Origin of the sequence: Sphingobacterium sp. JUb56, from assembly GCF_014191365.1 — a bacterium.
Classification (GTDB): Bacteria; Bacteroidota; Bacteroidia; order Sphingobacteriales; family Sphingobacteriaceae; genus Sphingobacterium; species Sphingobacterium anhuiense.
In genome coordinates, this window is sequence record NZ_JACHWL010000001.1 from 2,054,279 (window position 1) to 2,075,988 (window position 21,710).

Sequence of the window (21,710 nt, forward strand, 5' to 3'; positions counted from 1 at the left end):
AAACTAGTCCGCAAATCCCTTTGGGTTAGCTTTAATGGACACAAAATCATCCTTAGAATTATTTGAATCCTGCAGCACCCGCCTGCCATTAACCAGCTCTTTTGTTTTCCGAATCACAGCATACGAAGATCGCGCCCCACCGTCAACAGCCGTCCATCCCGCATCATTTTGAGCAGAAAACTTTTTTGGATATTGTGTTGAAGTAGAAGACTGAAGCTCAACAGCATCCAGTATAAGATCAATCGGTACCTGAATATAAGTCCCCGAGGTATTGACACGTCCATCAGCAAAAGGCAATCCATAGCCCTTCCACTTCTTTTCATTCCATACCTCATCTTCACGAAAGATAAACCAGCTCTGTTGCGCTGCCTGATTCATAATCAGATCTAACCCACTACCCCGGCGCAGTACCTCAACATTCGGAACATTCGGATTATCAACATCCGATGCCAATGGTCTTGACGTTCCGATATAAGGAGCATAATAAGCTTCAAAGTCAGCGTTGCTGAGATCTACCGTTAAACTTGGATCTTGAACAGCGATCACTTTACCATCTGCTCCTTCATATGGTGCTTTATGATTAGTTGCCGTAGCTGCTAGGACAATACTTTCACCCGGAGCAATCGGATAATCCCGACCTCTACCCGGTAATCGGAGAATCGTTTGCGCATAAACGTAATCGGCATTTGCCTTCATATCTGGAGGCATTTCATAAGATTTACTCCAATCGTATTGTTTACTATTCGCTTGGTAAGCGTACAGCGCATTGTTACTATTTGCTCCATAGGCTTCAGCAATACATAAACTATCGGCATATTGAACCTGATTTGAATTGTTAAAGATCTCAATAAATTGATCTCTAAAACTTGCACCCAAGGTCGCATGCGAACCCGCATAATAGATCTGCTTGATCACCAATCCATTTGGATTAGAATTGCCGCTTACCAACGACAGATCCCAATGATTTTCAACTTCTCTACCGACCATTATTTCCTTTATTTCGGAACTAAAAGTTACGTCAAAGTCTTCTTCCCTGTTCAACAATTGATTGAATAGATCGACCTTAAAACTGATCACAGCTTGGATTCTATACGTATTTGGCGCAAGATCCGGAAAAGCAATATGTCCATCCTGCCCAGTCTTAGCACTATAGATCAATTTTCCCTTTAACGAATAGATATTCACCGTGATGGTGTCCACAGGTAATTTTTCTTGATATTCCTGACTTGCATAAGTAACATCTGCCGTGATATCCACCGGCCCATTATTTGGCGTCAGTTCCTTTTGACAGCTGCTAAATGAACCCGTACAGATAAACAGCAGCATTAAATATTTTTGTAATTTCATATACTTAAAGTTTAAGTCGTAATTGTGCACCATAACTCGGTTTACCATTCGGAATAACCATCGTATTATCCGATCGTTTATACTGCGGACGATAATTGAAAACATTGTAAACATGAAATGTTAAGCTCAAGCGCTTACTTATTTCTTTAGATAAATTGAGGTGAAAATTAGTATATACCCCCGGTTGGTTTTGGTTTCTCACTTCCTCAATAGGGATCAATAGATGCTTATAGTCAATATTTTTTTCATCAAATTCATTAATCTCATGGTAGACACCATTTTCTGTAAAATAACCCAGCGGAATACCGTCAGTCGCTTGTGTATTGGTTCTATTCAAAATATTAAATTCGGTCGTAAAATTTAATAAGAGCTTAGCCTTTGGAATATGCGTACTCGAAGTAATTGCGGCATTACTTGTCCAAGTAGAACGCTCAAATACAGGATATAGACCTGTCACAGCATAATTTGGGTTATTGGTATTATTGGTGAAATTTCTAAAATTTTGAACCGGTCTATAAATTGATTTTGTGATCCCGCCACGCAGATTAAGCGATGTCTCAATCGCCGTCCATTTTGGTGTGGATAACATGAGTTCAACACCTTGATTTTTTGTGGTTCCACCATTCACAAAAGTATAGCGGGACAAACGATGACTTTTAGTTCCTAAAGTAACATAAGGTACCTCAGCCTCTGGATCAGGATTGTCTACATAGGTTGGCAAAATGATCGGTGTATAAGACATTTCGGAGTATACATCCCGATAATTGCGTTTACTATACACATTCACCCCAGCTCTAAATCCGCGGTGCTCATAGGCTACCGAGAACTCCAACTGTTGAGAAAGCGCAGGTTTCAGCTTGCTATTGTCTGGTGTAAATTTATCAACATAGAGCAAGTACACACTATTCGCCTCATCTACGGCACCATTATCTTTTACCGCAGTCTTTTGGTATAAGGGGATTTCATAGAAAACGGGACCTGGATATAACTGCGCCAATCCCGGTGCTTTACTTCCCCAACCATAAGCTAAACCAATACGCAAATCGGGTGTAAGCTCATAATTGATATTTGTACGCGGTGAAAAGGTTACATAACCTTCAAAGAGATCCAATCGTGTACCCAACCGCACATTCAGGTTACGGTCCGCTATAGTGGTTCTAAAAACATCTTCAGCATATAGACCGATTTGATTTTGAGCATGTAGCCGTGAAAAATCATAATATCGTTCCGAGCGATTGTCTCCATTTGCAACCGAGGTATTATTTCGCGGACGTGTCGGATCAACGATCTGCCCCCGCCCCTTGTTTTTAGAATAATTATAAGAGGATCCAAAATTCAACTGGTGCAAGATATCGCCTGTATGGAAACTACCATTCAAATCCAATCTGGCTGTAAAATCCACAGGCTTTCCCTCCAGATTGGTCACTGCCGTGTAGATACCAGAAGCATATTGTCCATTGGTGATTCCTACATCAGTTGCATCGGTATATATGATGTAGGTATTATTCATATACTGCTCTTTGTAGGTATTCTGATAGGTCTCACTATAGCGTACATTAAAACCAATATTAGTCAAGAAACTATTGTCAATTCTATAATTGAGACGATTACCTATAGAAAAGTTATAAGCTTTATAGCGCAGTATGGTTGCCGTAGGATCATCCGGATCACGGCGTACATTATCCAGATGACGACCATAATCCGCTGTGAAGGTATTGGTAAAAGCACGGTCCTTTCCAGCGGCAGTACTCCACATCAGATTACTCCCCACACGGTCATACGATTTTAATTTATCACGGTTATCATTATACGAACGTGTAAAATTACCCCCAAAAGTAAAAGCGCCCAGTTTTTTTGTTTTAAACCCTTTTGTCAATCCGTATACCGTAGCATTATCACGAAGTTGCATATTAAAGTTGAAAGGAGTTCCACCCGCTACCCGATTGATAATAACAGCACCATTGGTCATATCCCCATATTTTGCGGAGGAAATACCAGCCACCACTTCCACACTCTCAATGTTGTCCGTCGCAATCTGACGTAAATCTGTTCCTCCAAACGTGTAATCACCGGTATATCGGTCGCCACGGTCAGCACTCCCCATCAATCCCGATATACCACCGCCCACATAAGAATTACCCATTCCGCTAATCCCTGGATTAAGCGTCTGCATATTTGCATTATTAGAAAGTGCTATACCATCCATAATCAAAGCAATACCAAACGAATTATTTAATGAAAAAGGATCTTTTGTCCCCAGAGAATTTGTCCCCATCGAAGCACTGCGCAGATTAGCTTGTTGCACCTGTTGTAAAGAAGGCGCGGCAATCTTCTGTCCAGGGACCAAACTCAACAGGTCATTAAGACTGAGCGCTCCTGACTGCTCAATCACTTCGCGGTTTATATACAGCGAAGTATTACTTTCTAAATTCTGATTCGTACGCGGAGTTACTGAAATTTCCTCAAGTCCCACACTTAATAACGGTAAGGTAACAGTCGATGCAACTGTCTGCTGTTTGTCCAGCGATAGGTTTATGGTTGTCCCCTGCCTCCCGATCATCGAAAAACGGACTTCGGCAGATTTAAGACGGTGTGCCGGAAACTGGAATCTGAACGAACCATCTTGCTCGGTTAAAAAATATTGGTTTAGTTCTCTAAAGAATACCGAGACCAATGATAACGGTAGTCCTTCCTCATCAGTAACTTTACCCGTTAAAAGACCTACAGAACCGTTATTAATTAAAATATTTCGTCCCGACAGCTTCATCTGTAAGTAGGTCTGCTGCTCCAGACTTTGTAAAATCTGAGTCAGAGAACCACTCATCTGTAAAGAAACCTTACGATTCAGATTGACGGTTTTTTCATCATATAGAAAAGTATAGCCCGATTGGTTTTCGATCTGCTCCAAAATAGATTTAAGCGACTGACTTTTACTTTCGACTTTAAGCTGTTGTGCAGTCACTGAAAAACCATGACAGGTCAGTGCGACACCAACAAATAAAGAACGAACCCAGATTGCGCTGGGCTTATTATTGTTTTTCATATTATTTTTTACGGACAATTAAGGTGTTCTCTTCAAGAGAGAAGTGATATGAGGTAGTTAAAGTTAATTTTTCCAGCACCTGTGCCAAGCTTTCATGTGCAATCGATCCAGAAAAATCAAGCTCTATAGTTGCATCAGGTTGAAAAACAACACCATATTTACGAGCCAGCTGTGAACCAATTTCCGAATAACCTGCGTGCTTAAAGTGTAGAATTCCTTCCATTGTTTCGCGTTCTTTGGTTCGATCAAAAGGTTCTATTGTATAAGTTCCTAAGGCTTTGTTATAAACAAATGCCTGTCCGGGCACGATCACCAGATGCATGCTCTCATTGGAGATTTCGACCTTTCCTGTAAATAAGGCAATCTTCGCTAATTTGTCTTCTTCAAAAGCATGAACATTAAATGAAGTTCCTAGCACTTTCACATCAAATTCACCAGCCTGGATAATAAATGGCTGGTCGGCATTATGTGCAACATCAAAGAAAGCTTCACCTTTTAGTGCAATCTTCCTTTCGCCGTGAGTAAATCTCTGAGGATAATTTAATGTCGAAGTAGGGCCTAATCGTACTTTTGTTCCGTCCATCAACTGCATGTTCATGTACTTACCTGCAGGCACTTTTTGTTCTAAAAATTCCACTGTTGCCATTGAGGATTGCAGCGGAACCTGTCTTTCCTGGTAGAAAAAGATGGAAATACCCAAAACAACCAAACATGCTGCGGCATAGGGCAACCATTTGCGAAACTGAAAGAAGCGGTTCACATGCAATTCATCAATCGCTTGAGACAGACGCAGTCTTTCCGTTGCAATCTCTTCCTCAGACGGCATAGCCTGGAGCTGTAAAATCAACGTTTTACTTTCTACGATCAAATGTTCATATTGCGGATTTTCTGCAATCCATTTTTGCCAGTAAACGAAATTTTCTGATTCATGATCCAGACAATAGTCAATAAAAGAAGGATCACAGATGAGTTTTTCTATAGTAGGGTTAACCATTGTTTTTCATGCATTTTAAGAGTAGTGCATGAAACCCTCGAATTTTACCTATTTTATTTATAATAATTTAAAATAAAAATCAAAATAGGCGTTAAATTACCTTTCAGGCTCTTTATGGCTTCGTAAATAACGTTATATACGGTCCGAACGGCCGCATTTTCCTCGGTTGCAATCTCTTCATAGGACTTGTTCTGAAAAAATTTCAGATCTATGTAGTGGCGCTGTTTTTTGGTGAGCTTAGCCAGTGCAGCATGCAGCAACTGCTCTTTCTCGATGATTTCCTCTACCTTTATTTTTTGATCTTCCACAGATTCCTCAAAAGGTTCATTTAGTATACTCTCCAGCGAAGACTGTTGCGATTTAAGTTGCCGGTATATAATCCTCTTCAACCAAACAAAGACATAGAATTTAGGATCTTTGATTTCCTGCGGTAGGCGTTCATGCTTTTCCCAAAGTTCATAAAATAGAATATGGATCGATTCCTTTACGATTTCTCTATCTTTACCGATAACCATACCATACTGGAACAGAGACCTATAAATAGCATCATAGAAAACAAAGAAACTTTCCTTATCCCCTTTTGTAATATTGACCCAGTGCGTTTTCATTTTCGAGGTCGCTAAGATACTATATTGTTTAGATTAATTCCAAATAAAAAATAACGAATACTTGGAATACTATTCTCCGAAATATAAACATTGCAACGAAAAATGATTGAAAGCTAATTGGTAGTCTAGCTTTATAAACCAAGTATTGATCGTGAATCCAATAATCGGTATTAATAATTTAGATAAAACACATTAAAATTTTGTTTTTAACAGGTTATAGATTATAAGTAAGTCATTTGATAGCGCACATAACTTTTAAACGCGACATATATTTTTCCTAGATTCGGAATCCTGATTCTCTCAGTCAAAATCTGCTTCGAAGACTTCTTTTTTATTTTTGCAAACAGAGAGAGGTAATACTTATAGGCTAAATACACACCAAATTTAGAAGACTTCGGAAGTCTTTTAATGCCCGATAATGCCTCCAGAAACTCATCTTTAATTTCTTCTTCTATCTGTTTTTTTACTGTATCGTCAAAGAACTTCATATTGATATTAGGAAAGTAAGTACGCCCCAGTATATGATAATCATCTTTTAAGTCCCTTAGAAAATTTATCTTTTGAAATGCCGATCCGAGCTTCATGGCATAAGGTTTTAGTTCCAGATACAATTTTTTATTACCCTCTGTAAATACCTGCAAACACATCAACCCGACTACCTCTGCCGATCCGTAGATATATTCTTCATATAGCTCAGCATTATATGCTATCTTTTTAAGATCCATATGCATACTGTTCATAAATTGATCAATAAGCTGGTGGTCAATACCATATTTATGTACAGTCTCTTGAAAAGACTGCAGTATAGGATTCAGGGCTATATTCTCCCGTAATGCCAAGTCTGTCTCTAACTGCAGTCTTTCCAAAAGTACCCGCCTATCATAAGCATAAAAGCTGTCAACAATTTCATCAGCCAGGCGCACAAAACCATAAATAGCATAAATACTATCCCGGATACAGGGTTTTAATGCTAAAATACCTAATGAAAAGCTGGTGCTATATTTAACCGTAGTTTTCTTACTCACTTCATAAGCGAGTTCATCAAACAGTTTTTTCATACGTTTATCAGTTAGGGTATTGCCTTCTCGACGAACTATTCTTGAGTTGTCATCATTGGTATTTTTCCATGTATACGCTCGTTATAAACTTATGCTTCTTAGCAGAAGCAACAGAGAAGTACCCCAGTGCATTATTAGATATATTTGAAGTAGGATTTCCTGGCGCAGCACCACCAGGATTGGCAGACTGAAAATCACTCCAGTATTGATAAACATTGGCATCAATACAATAGCGGATGACCTTCACTTCATCATTCAGTTCAAGATCAATTGTGCGGTCTGAGATCTCGTGTGTCACATACTTACCATCGTTGAACTTATCATTATACGTAGAGGCAAAGCGAATCGGCGAACCCTTGATCGCTATTTCATACAGGTAATGATTTTTTATTCCTACCGGATCGTTAAAAGTAAATGTTGGATAAAAGCGTTCCTCATTGAATACTTTTTCCTTTGTAATTCCTAACGAATCAATAGCTACGTATTCGGGCATCTGTGACTGGCTAACATAGTTAACCCCCTCCGATTTTACGTCAAGAAAATAAGTAATTCCAGGTTTGACCACAAAATTCTTGGCACGATAATATCCATCCCGATCATAGGTAAATAGAATCTCTTCCTTTGCCGATGAACGGACAACGACTGCAGCATCTTCTATGGGTGTATTTCTCCCATTTACACCAAACGCGATGGTCTTGGAAACTCTTATCGTTTGACCAGAACTTAAATCGTTTAAATTAGCTTCAATCACGGTTCTTGGACCAGCACTATCCAGATTAAGGTCAATTACCTCTTCGCATGATGAGCTTAAAAAAGAAGTTAAGGACAGTAGTAAAAAGTATCTTGTTTTCATTGTTTTAAAATTTAAAATTCCAGGTTACAGAAGGAATAATTCCGAACAAAGCGATTTTATATGCTTCAGCAATATTAGGATTATTTTCATTTTCTCTAAAATCCACGATATAAGCATTCCTTCTATTATAAGCGTTATATAACCCAAATGTCCAGCTCGACTTAAAGCGTTTATTTACCTGTAGAGGTTCGTAAGTCGCCGATAGATCTAAGCGATGATAATTAGGGAATCGATGTGTATTTCGATCTGTGTAGTAAAAAAGTGTCGTATTGTTAATTTCATACTTCCCGGCAGGATAGGTAACTGCATTACCCGTATTAAAGATAAAATTGGCACCTAAAGTCCAAATATCCGATAATTTATACATTGCAACCACAGATAAGTCGTGGGTTCGGTCCTGCCGTGCATTGAACCAGTTTCCCTTATTGATTTCATCAAATTTTCGTTCACTCTTTGAAAGCGTATAACTGATCCAACCATTGAGTTTGCCAGAATTTTTACGAAGGAAAAATTCAAGACCATAAGCCCTGCCTTTGCCGTATAATAGCTCTCCTTCCAGAAGATTATTAGCCTGCAAATCTGCTCCTGTGCGAAAATCGATCTGATTGCTCATGGCTTTGTAATAGGATTCTACTGAAAATTCATATAAATTATCTTTGAAATTCCTGAAATACCCCACCGCAACCTGATCTGCCAATTGAGGCTTGATATTTAGGCTACTCAGCACATACTGATCAGTTGGAAGTGCAGCAGTTGAGTTGGTCAGCTGATGGAGATTTTGCGCCAGCCTGTTGTAGGAAACCTTAATGCTGTTATTGGAATTTAAAAGATAGCTTGCTGACAGTCGAGGCTCAAGATTGATATAATGTTTGACAATTTCACCGCTCCTATATTCCTCCTGTCCAACAACGTCAGCAGCCTGATCAAAGCGATAATATGTACCTGGCCCCATAACCATAAAGTCTACAATGCGCACCCCATAAAGCATTGATAATCGATCAGTAGGCTTCCATTCATGGGACAAATACCCGCTGATATCCAAGCCATTTCGTTTTTCAATAGTAATCGAATTAACATTTGCATCTTCCCCGGCATTCAGACTGGCCGGTCGTATGGTTTGACGTAACGCATTCAGTCCAAATCGAAATGTTGACTTATTGGATGCATAATACGAAAAATCTTGCTTCAGATTCCAATTGCCTATTTTGGAAGCAATATCAAAATCCCCACTATTGCCGGTCACGCCAACATTATAATTAAATTCACTGTAGATCAAAGAGGTGTTGCTAAACAGTTTTTCATTCACAATATGGTTCCAGCGAACAGTTGCAGTTGCATTTCCCCAGTTAAATCCAAACCGATCTGCAAATCCCAGATCGTCTTTTCCAAAATAACCCGAGAAAAAAATTTTATTTCGCTCATTTATTTTATAATTCAACTTGGCGTTAAGATCATAAAAATACAATTTACTCTGTTTAACATCCTGTTCTTTAGAAAGTTTAAGAAACATATCTGCATATGTCCGTCTACCACTGATCATATAAGAGCCACGGTCATGACCTAATGGAGCAGAAACTTTGAGTCGGGAGGCAATCAGACCTACCCCACCTTCCGCCGCGAATTCTTTTTGGTTACCATCGACCATCGTGATATCCAAAACTGAAGATATTCTGCCACCATATTGACTCGGAATCCCCCCCTTGTACAATTGCACATCCTTAACAGCATCAGCATTAAAGGTGGAAAAAAAACCTAATAGATGGGAAGCGTTGTAAACTATTGCCTCATCCAGCAAGATCAGATTCTGATCGCCACCGCCACCCCGAACAAAAAAATTAGCACTTCCTTCACCTCCACTCTGAACACCCGGAAGCAATTGGATGGTTTTGAGCAGATCTCGTTCTCCAAATAGTACGGGAACATTCTTTATTTCTTCCATACTGAACTTAAATGCACCCATTTGAGGGTTGCTCACATTTTGATTCCGCTTTGTCCCGGACACAACCACCTCTTCAAGGGCATTTTCATTGGGCATCAGCTCAATATCATATTTCATTGGTGCGTTTAAAGGGATTTTTATGGTTTGTGTTTGATAACCGACATAACTAAAAATAACGTTCCGTTCACCCTTAAGTAAGGAAAGAGAATAAAAACCATAACTATTTGTTGCGGTCGCCTGTTGCGTTTCTGAATCGGCCACAACAGCGGCAATCAGTGTTTCTCCAGTTTTTGCATCTTTAACGGTACCGGAAAGTACAGTTTGCTGTGCAAAACTTGCCATCATGCAAGTAGTAAATAAAGTGGTTAAATAGTATTTCTTCCTAATCATATATTAATTTGTAATAATCGACAAACAAATATAGTTTATTTAAATACTATTTTAGTATTAAATACTACAATTTATATAAAAAAGAATGATGCCGCACATTATGATTCCATACACCCGATGAAATGATCAACGCGATACCAATAGCATTCATGGCATATAAAAGCCATAAAAAAGAAATGGAAAGAAATTTATTAGAGTAGGATTGCCCCCCGATATTATTGACAAAATTACTGACCCTCTGAGCAGAGTAGTTTAATCAGAATCTCGATGAAGATAATGGTCCAGTTCGGATACATCCTTTTTATCCATCAGCGCATGATGATGGTGATCGAGCTTGGAAAGAAGTATAATAAGTAAATCACGCTCTTCAGCAGACAGATTTCCGATCAAAATATTACCAACCGTTTTCATCTTTGGCAATACTTTAAACAGCTCAGCTCTTCCTGCATTAGAAATTGAAATTGGTTTAGCACGTTTGTCATCGACTTTAGCGGCACTTTCGATAAGTCCTAACCGCATTAGGCGCTTGATGACTTCATTACCCGAGGCCTTCTCCATGGCATTTTTACGTATAAGATCTGTCTGCAACAGTTTATCATAAGAAAACAGAACCATCAGGTATGTAAAGTCTTCCGGAGTCTGGAGCAAGCTCCCCTCAAAGGCTATTTTGATATAATGTTTGGCATACCGGTTCATCATCAGGAGTAGTTTCCCCAAATCTTCTGCCGGCACATCACGCCCTTCAACAATAGCATGATCACCTCCCACTTTACGTGATTGAGTTAGCGCAATAGAGTTTTTCAGATACATGTAATTCAAAAAATCAGCGAGCGTTCCGTTAGCTGACTCATTCGAGCAGTAATCTTCAAGCTCTTCAGCTATTTCTATCAATAGATCTTTTCTTATCATCGCATCTTTATCCTCTTTACAAATGAAGCATTTTTACTGGTAAAAAAAAAGTAAAACCAACAATTGATTCCATAATTTTACTATTTAAGGTTGATGGACTTTATATGCTGACACCAATTTTCAGCAAAGATCACCTTTTGCTTATCGTTACCAATAACAGGTTGATAATTTACATATGATATTGAACTAAAAATTCATCTGTTAATACAATCACAGCCTATCAATGATATGCTGTAATAACAGACCAATGATCGCTCCGATTCCATTTGGCCTTTGCTCATTTACAGAATTAGATGGGATTCGGACAACATTTTGATTGTAAAAATCGAAGATTGTTACTTCATGCTACAAACTTAACTACACTGTTACAAAAGAATATCTGCGAGAAGAAAGATCTGACAAACTTTTCAAGGTAATTATATTAAAAACAAAATAAAAAATATCTTATCCATAAATATTTATTAAATTAGATCTTAAATATCAAGATATAAGCTGGATAAACATCCTATTTGAAATAAGGTGAGAATAAACGAAAATTAGGTAGATTATAAGTGGCGATCAGGGGCGTTTTTCAAAAAGAAACGCCCCTTTTTTAGATCTTGCGAGAAAGATATGGGGAGATATCAAGATAGATTTACAGATCAATTACATAAATTTTAAACTTTAATTATGATAAAAAACACATTCAAATTAGGGCTGATAGCGTTCATCGCCATTCTTTCAGCCTGTCAAAAAACGATAGCTCCTATCGAAACAATCCCGCTTGATAGTTTAGCGATCAGCTACGATACCATCCAGGTTTTCAATGAACTGCCCTCGGGAGTCAAAGAATCTAAAAGACTTGGGCAATCATTTCCCGCATCAGATTTTACCGCTACCGGGTTTTACGTAGCACCAAGTGGCACTTTATCCATTTACGTAGACCAGCTGGAAGATGGCACCGGCCTTCCGACCTTATTAATAGGAACCTATTCACGCTATAAAGACAAATGGAATCCGACAGTTGTTCCGCTGACACAGGGCCTCAATACCATACAGGCAGATCAGTACGGGGGCTTATTATATATACGTTATAATGCGAATGACAACAGTTTACCGAGCGGTAAAGCCCGCATAGAATTCAGAGCAGGTCATAAACCTGTCCCACATTACATACTCGGAAAAACAACCAATGCACAGTGGCAGGTCATGCTGAATACCTGGACTGAAGCACCCGATGTGCTATTAGAAAGCGAAGAGACCATGTTAGTAGCTTCCCGCGGAAAGGCCTTAGACCACAGACTGGAAAATCAAGAACAGCTCATGCAGACATACGATGAAATTGTCAAAGCAGAATATGCGATCAGTGGTATAGACGGTTCAGCGGCACAGCATGATGAGAATATCCATAAAATATTAATGACCGAGACCGATAATGCAGACTATTTCATGGTTGCCACCTGGTATCGGACTGCTTACTACACCTCCACAATGAATACACTGCTCACAGTAACCGGTGCTAGAAATGACGGCTGGGGTCCGTGGCATGAACTGGGACATATGCATCAGCAGTCCGCCTGGACATGGGAAGAATTAGGTGAAACCACCGTTAACATTTATTCCCTGGCTGCGGAACGAAAAATGGGCGCTCAAAACTCGAGGCTGACCCGTGATAACGTATGGACAGAGGTCATGGACTACCTCATCATTCCTTATGCTGAAAAAGATTTTAATGCATCAAGTACCAGTGTATTTGCGCGCTTAGCCATGTTCCAGCAACTCTGGTTAGCATTTGGAGATACTTTCTATCAAACTTTGCACAAAGAAACCAGAATAGAGCAACCTAATGTGACGACAAGAGCACAGAAGATGCGCTATTTTATGTTAAAAGCATGTACAATTTCAGGTAAAAATCTAAGCGGTTTTTTCCGCAAATGGGGACTTAAAGTCGATGAATCAGTATATACAGAAATACAGAATCTCAATTTACCAACACCTACTGAGGATCTTACGACTAAGACCGATGATCCTAATTGGGAAAATAAGTGGCTTGTGATCGATTATACCAATCAGGAAACCGGTGCAGAAAATGGAAGGGCAGCGAACATAATTGATGGCAATGCCAATACATTCTGGCATTCACGCTGGTCAAGCAATCCCGAAACATATCCCTATTTTATTACAGTAGATATGAAAACCAGCAAAACGGTTTCCGGATTTACGCTGACCCAAAGAAATGGTTCTCGTAAAGTAAGAGAAATTGAAATTCAGGTGAGTCAGAACAACACAAACTGGACCAATTTAGGAACATTTACCCTGCAGGAAAATAGTGTGCCACAAAACATTGACTTACCATCAACCCAATCCTTCCGTTATTTTAAACTTGTTTTCAAATCCGCATTTGACTTCACCCAAAATGCCGCCATGGCAGAAGTATCGGTTTATTAAAAGCTGAAATTATATTTTAACGTCACGGGTAACCATACATTAATTCAATAGCCCTCAGAATAGAGTAACCTTCTGAGGGCTTTTTGAATTAAGATGATTACCGAAAGACGAGCACAAAACTGTATGTTTGTTTTTTGTAACTTTGAAAAATGGAAAAGACACAATCAATCGAAGATTTTTATAAAACCAAACTCAATTGGGTGCCTGACAGTATCCGAAAAGAGATTGGCCATTTCAATGTATTTAGGCTTGATGATTTTGTTGGTAGCCATGCTAAACCAGTTCCATATAGCAGAAAAGACTATTATAAAATCAGCTTGATCATTGGTAAAAACAAAATTTATTATGCCGATAAGGAAATCGAGATAAAAAAACAGGCACTACTATTTGCCAATCCTCAGATTCCCTATAATTGGGAATCTCTCGATGACGAGCAGTCCGGTTTTTTCTGTGTATTTACACCTTCATTTTTTCATCATTTTGGTAACCTAAGAAATTATGAAGTCTTCCAGCCCAATGGAACCCCTATTTTTGAACTGAGCAACGAACAAACCGAAAAGATAAAACATATTTACCTGAGTATGTTCGAAGAGATCGATTCCGATTATGTGCACAAGTACGATGCATTGCGGAATCTGGTATTTGAAATTTTGCATCAGACCTTAAAAATGCAACCCGCAAAAAAGATTGAAAAACAGGAAATCAATGCCTCACACCGTATTGCTATTTTATTTTTAGAATTACTGGAAAGGCAATTTCCCATTGAAGATGCAAGACAAAGAGTTCACTTCCGTTCCGCATCAGATTTTGCAGGTCAATTGGCTGTACATGTCAATCATTTGAGCAGAGTAGTAAAAGAAACCACACATAAAACGCCAACTCAAATCATTGCCGAACGATTGCTCCAAGAGGCTAAAGTTCTTTTAATCCAAACCGATTGGAACGTTTCTGAAATTGCATTTGCATTAGGCTTTACCGAGGTGACCCATTTCAATAATTTTTTCAAAAAACACTTAGCTATTAATCCGACTCAATTTCGAAATGTTAGAATTTCGTAAGGTATTGTTAGCTTTTCGTTATCCCTTCCCTCATCGTCGCCCTACATTTGTGTTATCATAAAAATCAAAACGATGGAAACACAAAAAGTATGGTTGGTAACAGGTGCCTCGAAAGGTTTAGGCTTATCATTAGTAAAAAAATTACTACAAGAAGGATTTCGGGTTATTGCAACCTCACGGAATACACAGCCATTAATCAAAGAAATCGGCGCTATATCGGATCTATTCCTTCCGATAGAAGTAAACTTATCCGATAACGAGGATGTAAAAAAAGCAATTGCAACAAGTATCGCACATTTTGGGCAACTGGATGTTGTTGTTAACAATGCGGGCTTTGGACAGATAGGCACCATAGAAGAACTAACGGACGAGGAATCAAGAAGCAATTTTGACATCAATGTCTTTGGCACCTTGAATATCATTCGAAACGTAATGCCCCACTTACGTCAAAATAAATCGGGACATATTTTCAATATCGCTTCAATAGGTGGTTATTCAGGTGGATTTGCAGGTTGGGGTATTTACTGTGCCACTAAATTTGCTGTTGCAGGTTTAACAGAAAGTTTAGCTGAAGAAGTAAAAGGTTTCGGAATAAAAGCAACGGTTGTATATCCCGGATATTTTCGCACCGATTTCCTTGCTAAAGGATCGGTCAAAACACCGCAGCATACCATAGCAGATTACGAAGCAGCACGCCAGTCTGAACAAGCACACTTGAATGACATTGATGGCAACCAGCCCAATGATCCCGAAAAAGCGGCCGATGTATTGATCGCGATAAGCAAGAAAGAAAACCCACCGGTGCATTTGTTCTTAGGAAGTGATGCCTATGACGTTGTCTACAAAAAAATGGATATCATCACACATGATGTTGAACAATGGAAAAGTTATACCCTCTCAACTGCATTGTAGTGATGTTCTAAGGAACGAAATGAATGCAGCATGGCAGGATATTTTACAGAAGAAGATAGGGTACTTATATAATAATCTGCATTGTCAAAAGTAATAGAAAAAAGTGATTGATGGGTAAAATTACCATCAATCACTTTTTGATAATCTTACATAACTCTAGCATTAATATCGCCATCGATACCGCTTTGATAATTACGTTTGTGTAAAATATTGATAATCGCAATATTTCCTTCCAAATCATATTTAGCAGAACCTGTGACAAATGAATTCTACTATTTCTATTCTGCCGAATTTTGCCGATTATGCTAACAATAAAATAAGCTTTTCAGTACGTACTCCCAAAACGTAGCGTCTTTACGAGCAATAAAATCTTATGCTACCCGAGGTAAAAGCTAAAAGTGGCAACTATAGCTACTTCCTATAAATAGGTAGCCTGAGCGTCTATTAATACTTTCAACGTATTTCGCTTCAATCGTCAGAGAAATGTAAAGCCGACATATAAATGACAAATCATTTTATTTAGACAGCTTCTAAATAAAATGATTTACCTATCTTTGCTGGCACATCACCTATAATCTGCACCAACATGCATAATATTAACTTATTCTGATATACGAGTACAATGAGAAAACCTATACTTTTCTTTGCGCTTTTATCTTTGCAAACCACGCTTATTGATGATTCAATGGCCCAACAGTCAGCATCAATAGAAACAAAGCTATCGCCGCAACAACAAAATCTGACAGGAACTGTGAGACGAAACAGCAATAAAGATCCTTTAGTCGGAGCCACCGTTCAAATTTTAGAACTGGGTTTATACAGTAAAACCGATGCATCGGGCAAATTCTCTTTCTCTAAAATCCCAAAAGGTACTTGTACCGTAGTCGTACAATATCTCGGTATGCTGGAAGAACAACAAAAAATTAGCTTTCCAACCGGTGAGCTTCAGTTTCTGTTGACAGAAAACAGCATTACCCTAAAAGATGTCGTTGTTGTTGGAAAAGAACAACGTAGAGATGGTGCCACTTCAACAGTGATTTCCCGTAAGGCTATCGAGCATATGCAGGCAACACATTTGGGCGAGATCCTACAGCTGTTACCGGGAGCGATAGTCTCCAATCCGAGCTTCACAAACCCTAATAAAACGAGTATTCGCCAATATTCAGGAGATGCCGCATCTCCCGGCGACAATATGAGTTCAATGGGTACATCGGTCATTGTCAATGGTGCACCGCAGTCTAACAACGCCAACCTCCAGTCCATAAACACGGTCACCTCCGGTGTGCTTGCTGGTTTTTCTACATCCAGTGGTATGGGTACAGACATGCGTCAACTTTCAGCAGACAACATTGAATCGGTAGAAGTCATACGCGGGATTCCGTCCGTTGAATACGGCGATCTTACCTCCGGAGCTATACTTGTGAGTACCAAAGCCGGTGTAGAACCCTTACAGGTAAAAGCCAGGCTCAATCCCAAACTCACGCAGTTTTGGGCTGGCCAAGGTTTTAGCCTCGGAAAAAATAAAGGCAATTTATTTGTCGATCTTGATTTTACAAAGGCTTACGACAACCAGATAACTGCTTATTCTGCATACGAACGCATGACCGGGTCCATGCAGTATACCAATACCTTTGGAAAAGAACGTCCGCTATATTCCAATACGACATTCTCCTTCGGTATGAATCTGGATGACAACAAAGTAGATCCCGATTATCAAGCAGAGCAGATCATCAATAAGGCACAAAATTACGCTTACCAGTTTTCAACCAATGGTAAATGGAAATTAAACAAGCAGTTTGCCCGTAATCTTAATTATACCCTATCGGGTAACTACAGTTTACAAAAAGGATATCAGCAACGTTTAAACACCCTCAGTGTGTCAGCTAATAGTATGGCCACCGAAAATGTAACGCAGCAAGTCCCTTATCTACCGGCGACATTCCTCAATCAGTTATGGATCGAGGGCAAGCCTCTCAACATCTTTGCCAAGCTCTCTGATGATTTTTACCTGAAAACAGGTGAAGGTACACACCGTTTCCTTCTCGGAGCAGACTATCGCCTAGATGCCAACTTTGGCTCTGGTCGAACAGTTGACCCAAACAATCCTTACAGAACAGCCGATCCTTTAGGGTTTAGACCACGTTCTTACAAAGATATCCCTTCCTTAAATCAATTCGGAGTATATCTTGAAGATCGCTATTCCATGCAGATTTTTGATCGTGACCTACATGTACAGGCAGGAGTACGTTGGGACCAGATACAGCCTTTCGGAAGTTTCTCGCAATCCGTACTTGCCCCAAGAATAAATGCTTCCTATGAATTCATCAAAGACTTTACCATCCGCGGTGGATATGGTATGACTGCAAAATCGCCTACTCTCCTCTATCTTTATCCAGATCGCGCTTATTATGACGCCTTCAGCTTAAATCATTATAAGGAAAATCCTGTAGAGGCAATGGCCATCATCAGCACACGGGTTTTTGATACCGCAAATCCAGATTTGAAGATTGCAAAAGCCACAAAAAAAGAATTGGGACTGGATTATACGCGCGGTAAAAAACGATTTTCGGTGACGGGCTACCATGAAGAGACCAAAAACGGCTATGAGATGAACACCAACCTCAATAGTGTTAAATTTTTCTCCATTCCAACGTATTCTGTCCTGGAGTCGCCCGTAGGTCAGCCTCCTGTACTTAGCACCGAAGTTGGCGAAAGCGTCATTGTTTCAACATTCAACGCCCCGAGTAATGATCGAAATATCCTCAATAAAGGAATAGAGTTTGATTTTGATTTTGGTCGATTCGACAATATCCGTACATCATTTGTTTTAAATGGAGCATACCTATCCACGAAATTAACGACCGCTAATCCGTATATCCTATTGCAAAATGCGCCTAATATGCCCCTAAAGAGAATTGGGGTATTTGAAGCAAGAGGTATGCAGCAAGAGCGATTTGTAACCACTTTAAGGGCGATACATAACATCCCAGAATTTAGGTTTATCATTACCGCCACCGCACAGACCATCTGGAAAGATAAACATCAATATCTCAATTATTCCAGCATACCGGTTGGTTACATCCCTGTAGGTGCTGCCGGCAGCTCACCTCAGATCACTTATTTTACAGAAACCGAACGCCAATCCATCACAGAAGCAGATCGCGATATTTACCTGAGTTTAAATGATGGTTATTTCAAGGCCGAAAGCTGGAAACCGCTATGGCTCTTCAATCTCAAGATGACAAAAGAATTTGCCAATAACATGGGTTTTTCATTCTACGCCAACAATGTTTTCAACCATCGTCCATTACAAGCGAGCACGCGATATCCACAAGAATATTCGAAACGTAATATCAGCATGTTCTACGGAACAGAAATAACGATTAAATTCTAAACTGACATGAAAAACACTCATATACTGATCCTAAGCGGGCTCCTATTCTTGCTGACTTCCTGTCGTAAAGACTATTACAGCTACGATACACTGGACTATAATTTTACCGTACATTATCCCGAAAATTACAGCACAAAGCTGGCAAGTGAAGTCAAAGTAACACTTAAAAATACCATTACCGGAGCCAGTGAAGAATACAGATCCGATAGTGAAGGCCGTATCAGTATGACGGATATCACACCCGGTATCTATACCGTCACTGCTTCCAAAACGATCACCCCTGCAGAAGCAGAACAATTGGTAGGTATTGCCGAAGAAATCTTCTGCAATGGCAACATCCCGACCCTTCGGATCACCGAAGCGGCAACCAGTACGATCCAATTAACTGGAAGTGTAGCTGGCGGATTTGTGATCAAGGAATTCTATTATACCGGATCAAAAACTCCCGCAGGAACCAACTATCTCTATGATGGCTTCATCGAAATATACAACAATAGCACAGCGGTGCAATATGCCGATAGTCTCGTGGTTGGAAATACAAAAACATCATCCAATTCAGTCTATGGGTTTTATCCAGACAAAAACTATGTTTACCTCGCACAGGCTTGGATGGTTCCCGGCTCAGGTAAAGAATATCCGGTAGAACCTGGAGCATCTATTGTAATTGCTGTTACAGCACTTAATCACAAAACAGATCCAAACGGTAACCCCAATTCCCCGACCGACCTAGGAAAAGGTATTGCTGACTTTGAGACCTATTTCAATCCTACAGGTACTAATATACGGGATACCGACAACCCCGATGTCCCTAACATGATCCATCAATATTACAATACCACTGCTGGATTTGACTGGAATATTGGGATCAATGGTGCAGGATTAGTTTTATTCAGAGATGCTTCAGTAGCTGATTTCCCCTCGATGACAGAACCTAATGTAAGCGGTACAACACGTTTTCTACAGGTACCAGTGCGTGCGGTACTCGATGCCGTAGATTGCGTCGGCAATTCTACCATCACGATGGACAAGAAACGATTGCCCGAAACGGTAGATGCCGGACTGACTTACGTCGGGGTTGCTAATTCCGGCAGATCGGTGATCCGGAAAGTCAAAAGTACAATCGGACAACGGGCTGTACTGATGGATACCAACAATTCATCCGAAGATTTTGAAGTAAACAACAATCCAACACCAAGAAAAATTAAATAGTAATCATGAAAACGAACCTATTTGCCAGCATATATCTGATACTCGGTCTTGGTCATGTTGCTATGGCACAAACAGTACCAACATTCGATTATTTTAAAATCAAAGAACCCCTACTCAAAAGTTCCAATGCGGCACTATTACGCTATATGACCCTTCCATTAGAGGGAGAAAATGAAATTGGAGCGTACTACAAAGGTGGAGACTTCCGCTCGCCTTACAGCTCAAAGTCAACCCAGGGAGTCAATTTTTCGTCAGCTCGTTATCAGCGTCTCAACGATTGGACCTTCTATGGTCATTTCAATTTTCAATCCAGCAAAGATAAAGAAGTAGGACTCACGGCACACACCGATCCCTACCGTGACAACCCTTACCAACTGATCGATTCACTATCTGCCGATTGGAAGAAACAAAAATATGGCTTACAGCTTCAGGTCGCCACACCGACTTTTGCACATGATCGAATAAATGCGGGTATCCGTATTCAGTACGATATGCAGACCGGAGCTCGGCAGAAAGATCCACGACCACTTGACAATTCCAGCAACCTCAGCCTGTCGCCCAGCATCACGTATAAACTTGATGATCAAAATATCGTTGGGCTTACAGGAAATTACTTTTTCTATAAAGAGGATCTGAGTATAGAAACAGTTGGAAAAAACCGTCAGTTTAATTTATATCGCTTATTAGGAGCCGGCGAGTACCAGAATAGTGCGCCCTATATCTTAACGGTAGGTTACAATCGCACCTATGAAGGCCGCACATTGGGCGGAGCAGTGGATTACGTTCATCGCAGTGCCGGAAAACAATGGACAATAAACTTGGATTACCGCAATGGATACGAGGACGTCACAGATGGGAGCATCTACTTACAGCAAGCAGGAAAACACGCTTTTAAACAATATCAGGCATCTTCTTCCTTCGATTGGAAAATAAATAGAACTTCCCATCAGATCGGGCTAACATGGACATTGAAAGACATGGACAATACGGAATATCATCAAATACAAAATCCAGATACCAAGCAGTATGAGACCGTATACTCCAGTATCATGAGCACCATGTTAAGAAACAATACCCGTCTCTCCTATTTATTGAGTAAAGAAAGAAAAGATGGTCAGGTTGATTGGTGGTTAAAAGGGACTGCCGCTTATCATAGTCTTGATAATAGATATGCAAACCCAAAGAACAAACAGCTGATCGATAAAATCAATCTGGATCTAAGCTTTGATAAACGCTATCCATTGTCAAACAAAAGAGCCCTATCCTGGCAGCTTAAATCTGCCTATGACTTTCTTGTTCACGATGAAATTTTGTACACCGACAAATCCTACTCCAGTAATTTCGTTGCCCATGAAGTATTTCTTCCCATGCACGATTACAACAAGGTCAATACCTGGACAAATGAAGCACATATCAAATACCATTTGAAACCCTTTGGAAAAAGAGAAAATCAGCTTTACATAAAAGCTTCCGGACTGATCAGCAGCGCTATGAATAACAGCGGCATCATTCAAAAAGGAGACAACCGATACATGACACAATTATCAATTGGCATCAATACATTTTAAT

The 21,710-nt window shown here is 39.7% G+C and carries 14 protein-coding genes; 6 read left to right on the plus strand and 8 right to left on the minus strand.

Annotated elements, in window-relative coordinates; genetic code table 11:
* Positions 1-3: 3 nt before the first annotated feature.
* The 8 genes from FHR29_RS08575 to FHR29_RS08610 form a co-directional block, all read right to left on the minus strand.
* Positions 4-1,347, minus strand: a complete 1,344-nt coding sequence (locus FHR29_RS08575; RefSeq protein WP_183913805.1) for a DUF4876 domain-containing protein — start codon at positions 1,345-1,347, stop codon at positions 4-6.
* A gap of 4 nt (positions 1,348-1,351) precedes the next feature.
* A complete protein-coding gene (locus FHR29_RS08580; RefSeq protein WP_183913807.1) occupies positions 1,352-4,390 on the minus strand; it encodes a TonB-dependent receptor in 3,039 nt (1,012 codons plus the stop codon).
* A gap of 1 nt (position 4,391) precedes the next feature.
* Positions 4,392-5,384 carry a FecR family protein gene (locus FHR29_RS08585; protein ID WP_183913809.1) on the minus strand — a complete coding sequence of 331 codons (993 nt, stop codon included), beginning with the start codon at positions 5,382-5,384 and terminating at the stop codon, positions 4,392-4,394.
* Between the two features lie 53 nt (positions 5,385-5,437).
* Positions 5,438-5,992 carry an RNA polymerase sigma factor gene (locus FHR29_RS08590; protein ID WP_183913811.1) on the minus strand — a complete coding sequence of 185 codons (555 nt, stop codon included), beginning with the start codon at positions 5,990-5,992 and terminating at the stop codon, positions 5,438-5,440.
* Positions 5,993-6,213: 221 nt separating this feature from the next.
* Entirely contained in the window at positions 6,214-7,050 is an 837-nt protein-coding gene (locus FHR29_RS08595) for a squalene/phytoene synthase family protein (protein WP_183913814.1), read from the minus strand.
* Between the two features lie 52 nt (positions 7,051-7,102).
* Positions 7,103-7,903 carry a DUF4249 domain-containing protein gene (locus FHR29_RS08600; protein WP_183913816.1) on the minus strand — a complete coding sequence of 267 codons (801 nt, stop codon included), beginning with the start codon at positions 7,901-7,903 and terminating at the stop codon, positions 7,103-7,105.
* 4 nt (positions 7,904-7,907) lie between these two features.
* Complete coding sequence (locus FHR29_RS08605; RefSeq protein WP_183913818.1) at positions 7,908-10,232, minus strand: TonB-dependent receptor; 2,325 nt, start codon at positions 10,230-10,232, stop codon at positions 7,908-7,910.
* Between the two features lie 252 nt (positions 10,233-10,484).
* Entirely contained in the window at positions 10,485-11,141 is a 657-nt protein-coding gene (locus FHR29_RS08610) for a MarR family winged helix-turn-helix transcriptional regulator (RefSeq protein ID WP_183913820.1), read from the minus strand.
* Positions 11,142-11,810: 669 nt separating this feature from the next.
* Here FHR29_RS08610 and FHR29_RS08615 point away from each other — a divergent pair.
* The 6 genes from FHR29_RS08615 (at position 11,811) to FHR29_RS08640 (ending at position 21,709) form a co-directional block, all read left to right on the plus strand.
* Positions 11,811-13,568, plus strand: coding sequence for a M60 family metallopeptidase (locus FHR29_RS08615; protein ID WP_183913822.1), 1,758 nt, complete (start codon positions 11,811-11,813; stop codon positions 13,566-13,568).
* A gap of 149 nt (positions 13,569-13,717) precedes the next feature.
* A complete protein-coding gene (locus FHR29_RS08620; protein ID WP_183913824.1) occupies positions 13,718-14,626 on the plus strand; it encodes an AraC family transcriptional regulator in 909 nt (302 codons plus the stop codon).
* Positions 14,627-14,698: 72 nt separating this feature from the next.
* Positions 14,699-15,538, plus strand: a complete 840-nt coding sequence (locus tag FHR29_RS08625) for an SDR family NAD(P)-dependent oxidoreductase (protein WP_183913826.1) — start codon at positions 14,699-14,701, stop codon at positions 15,536-15,538.
* Positions 15,539-16,160: 622 nt separating this feature from the next.
* Positions 16,161-18,932, plus strand: a complete 2,772-nt coding sequence (locus FHR29_RS08630) for a TonB-dependent receptor (RefSeq protein ID WP_183913828.1) — start codon at positions 16,161-16,163, stop codon at positions 18,930-18,932.
* Positions 18,933-18,938: 6 nt separating this feature from the next.
* Positions 18,939-20,141, plus strand: coding sequence for a DUF4876 domain-containing protein (locus FHR29_RS08635; RefSeq protein ID WP_183913830.1), 1,203 nt, complete (start codon positions 18,939-18,941; stop codon positions 20,139-20,141).
* A 5-nt stretch (positions 20,142-20,146) separates the two neighbouring features.
* On the plus strand, positions 20,147-21,709 hold the full coding sequence (locus FHR29_RS08640; protein ID WP_183913832.1) for a DUF6850 family outer membrane beta-barrel protein: 1,563 nt from the start codon (positions 20,147-20,149) through the stop codon (positions 21,707-21,709).
* Position 21,710: the final 1 nt, after the last annotated feature.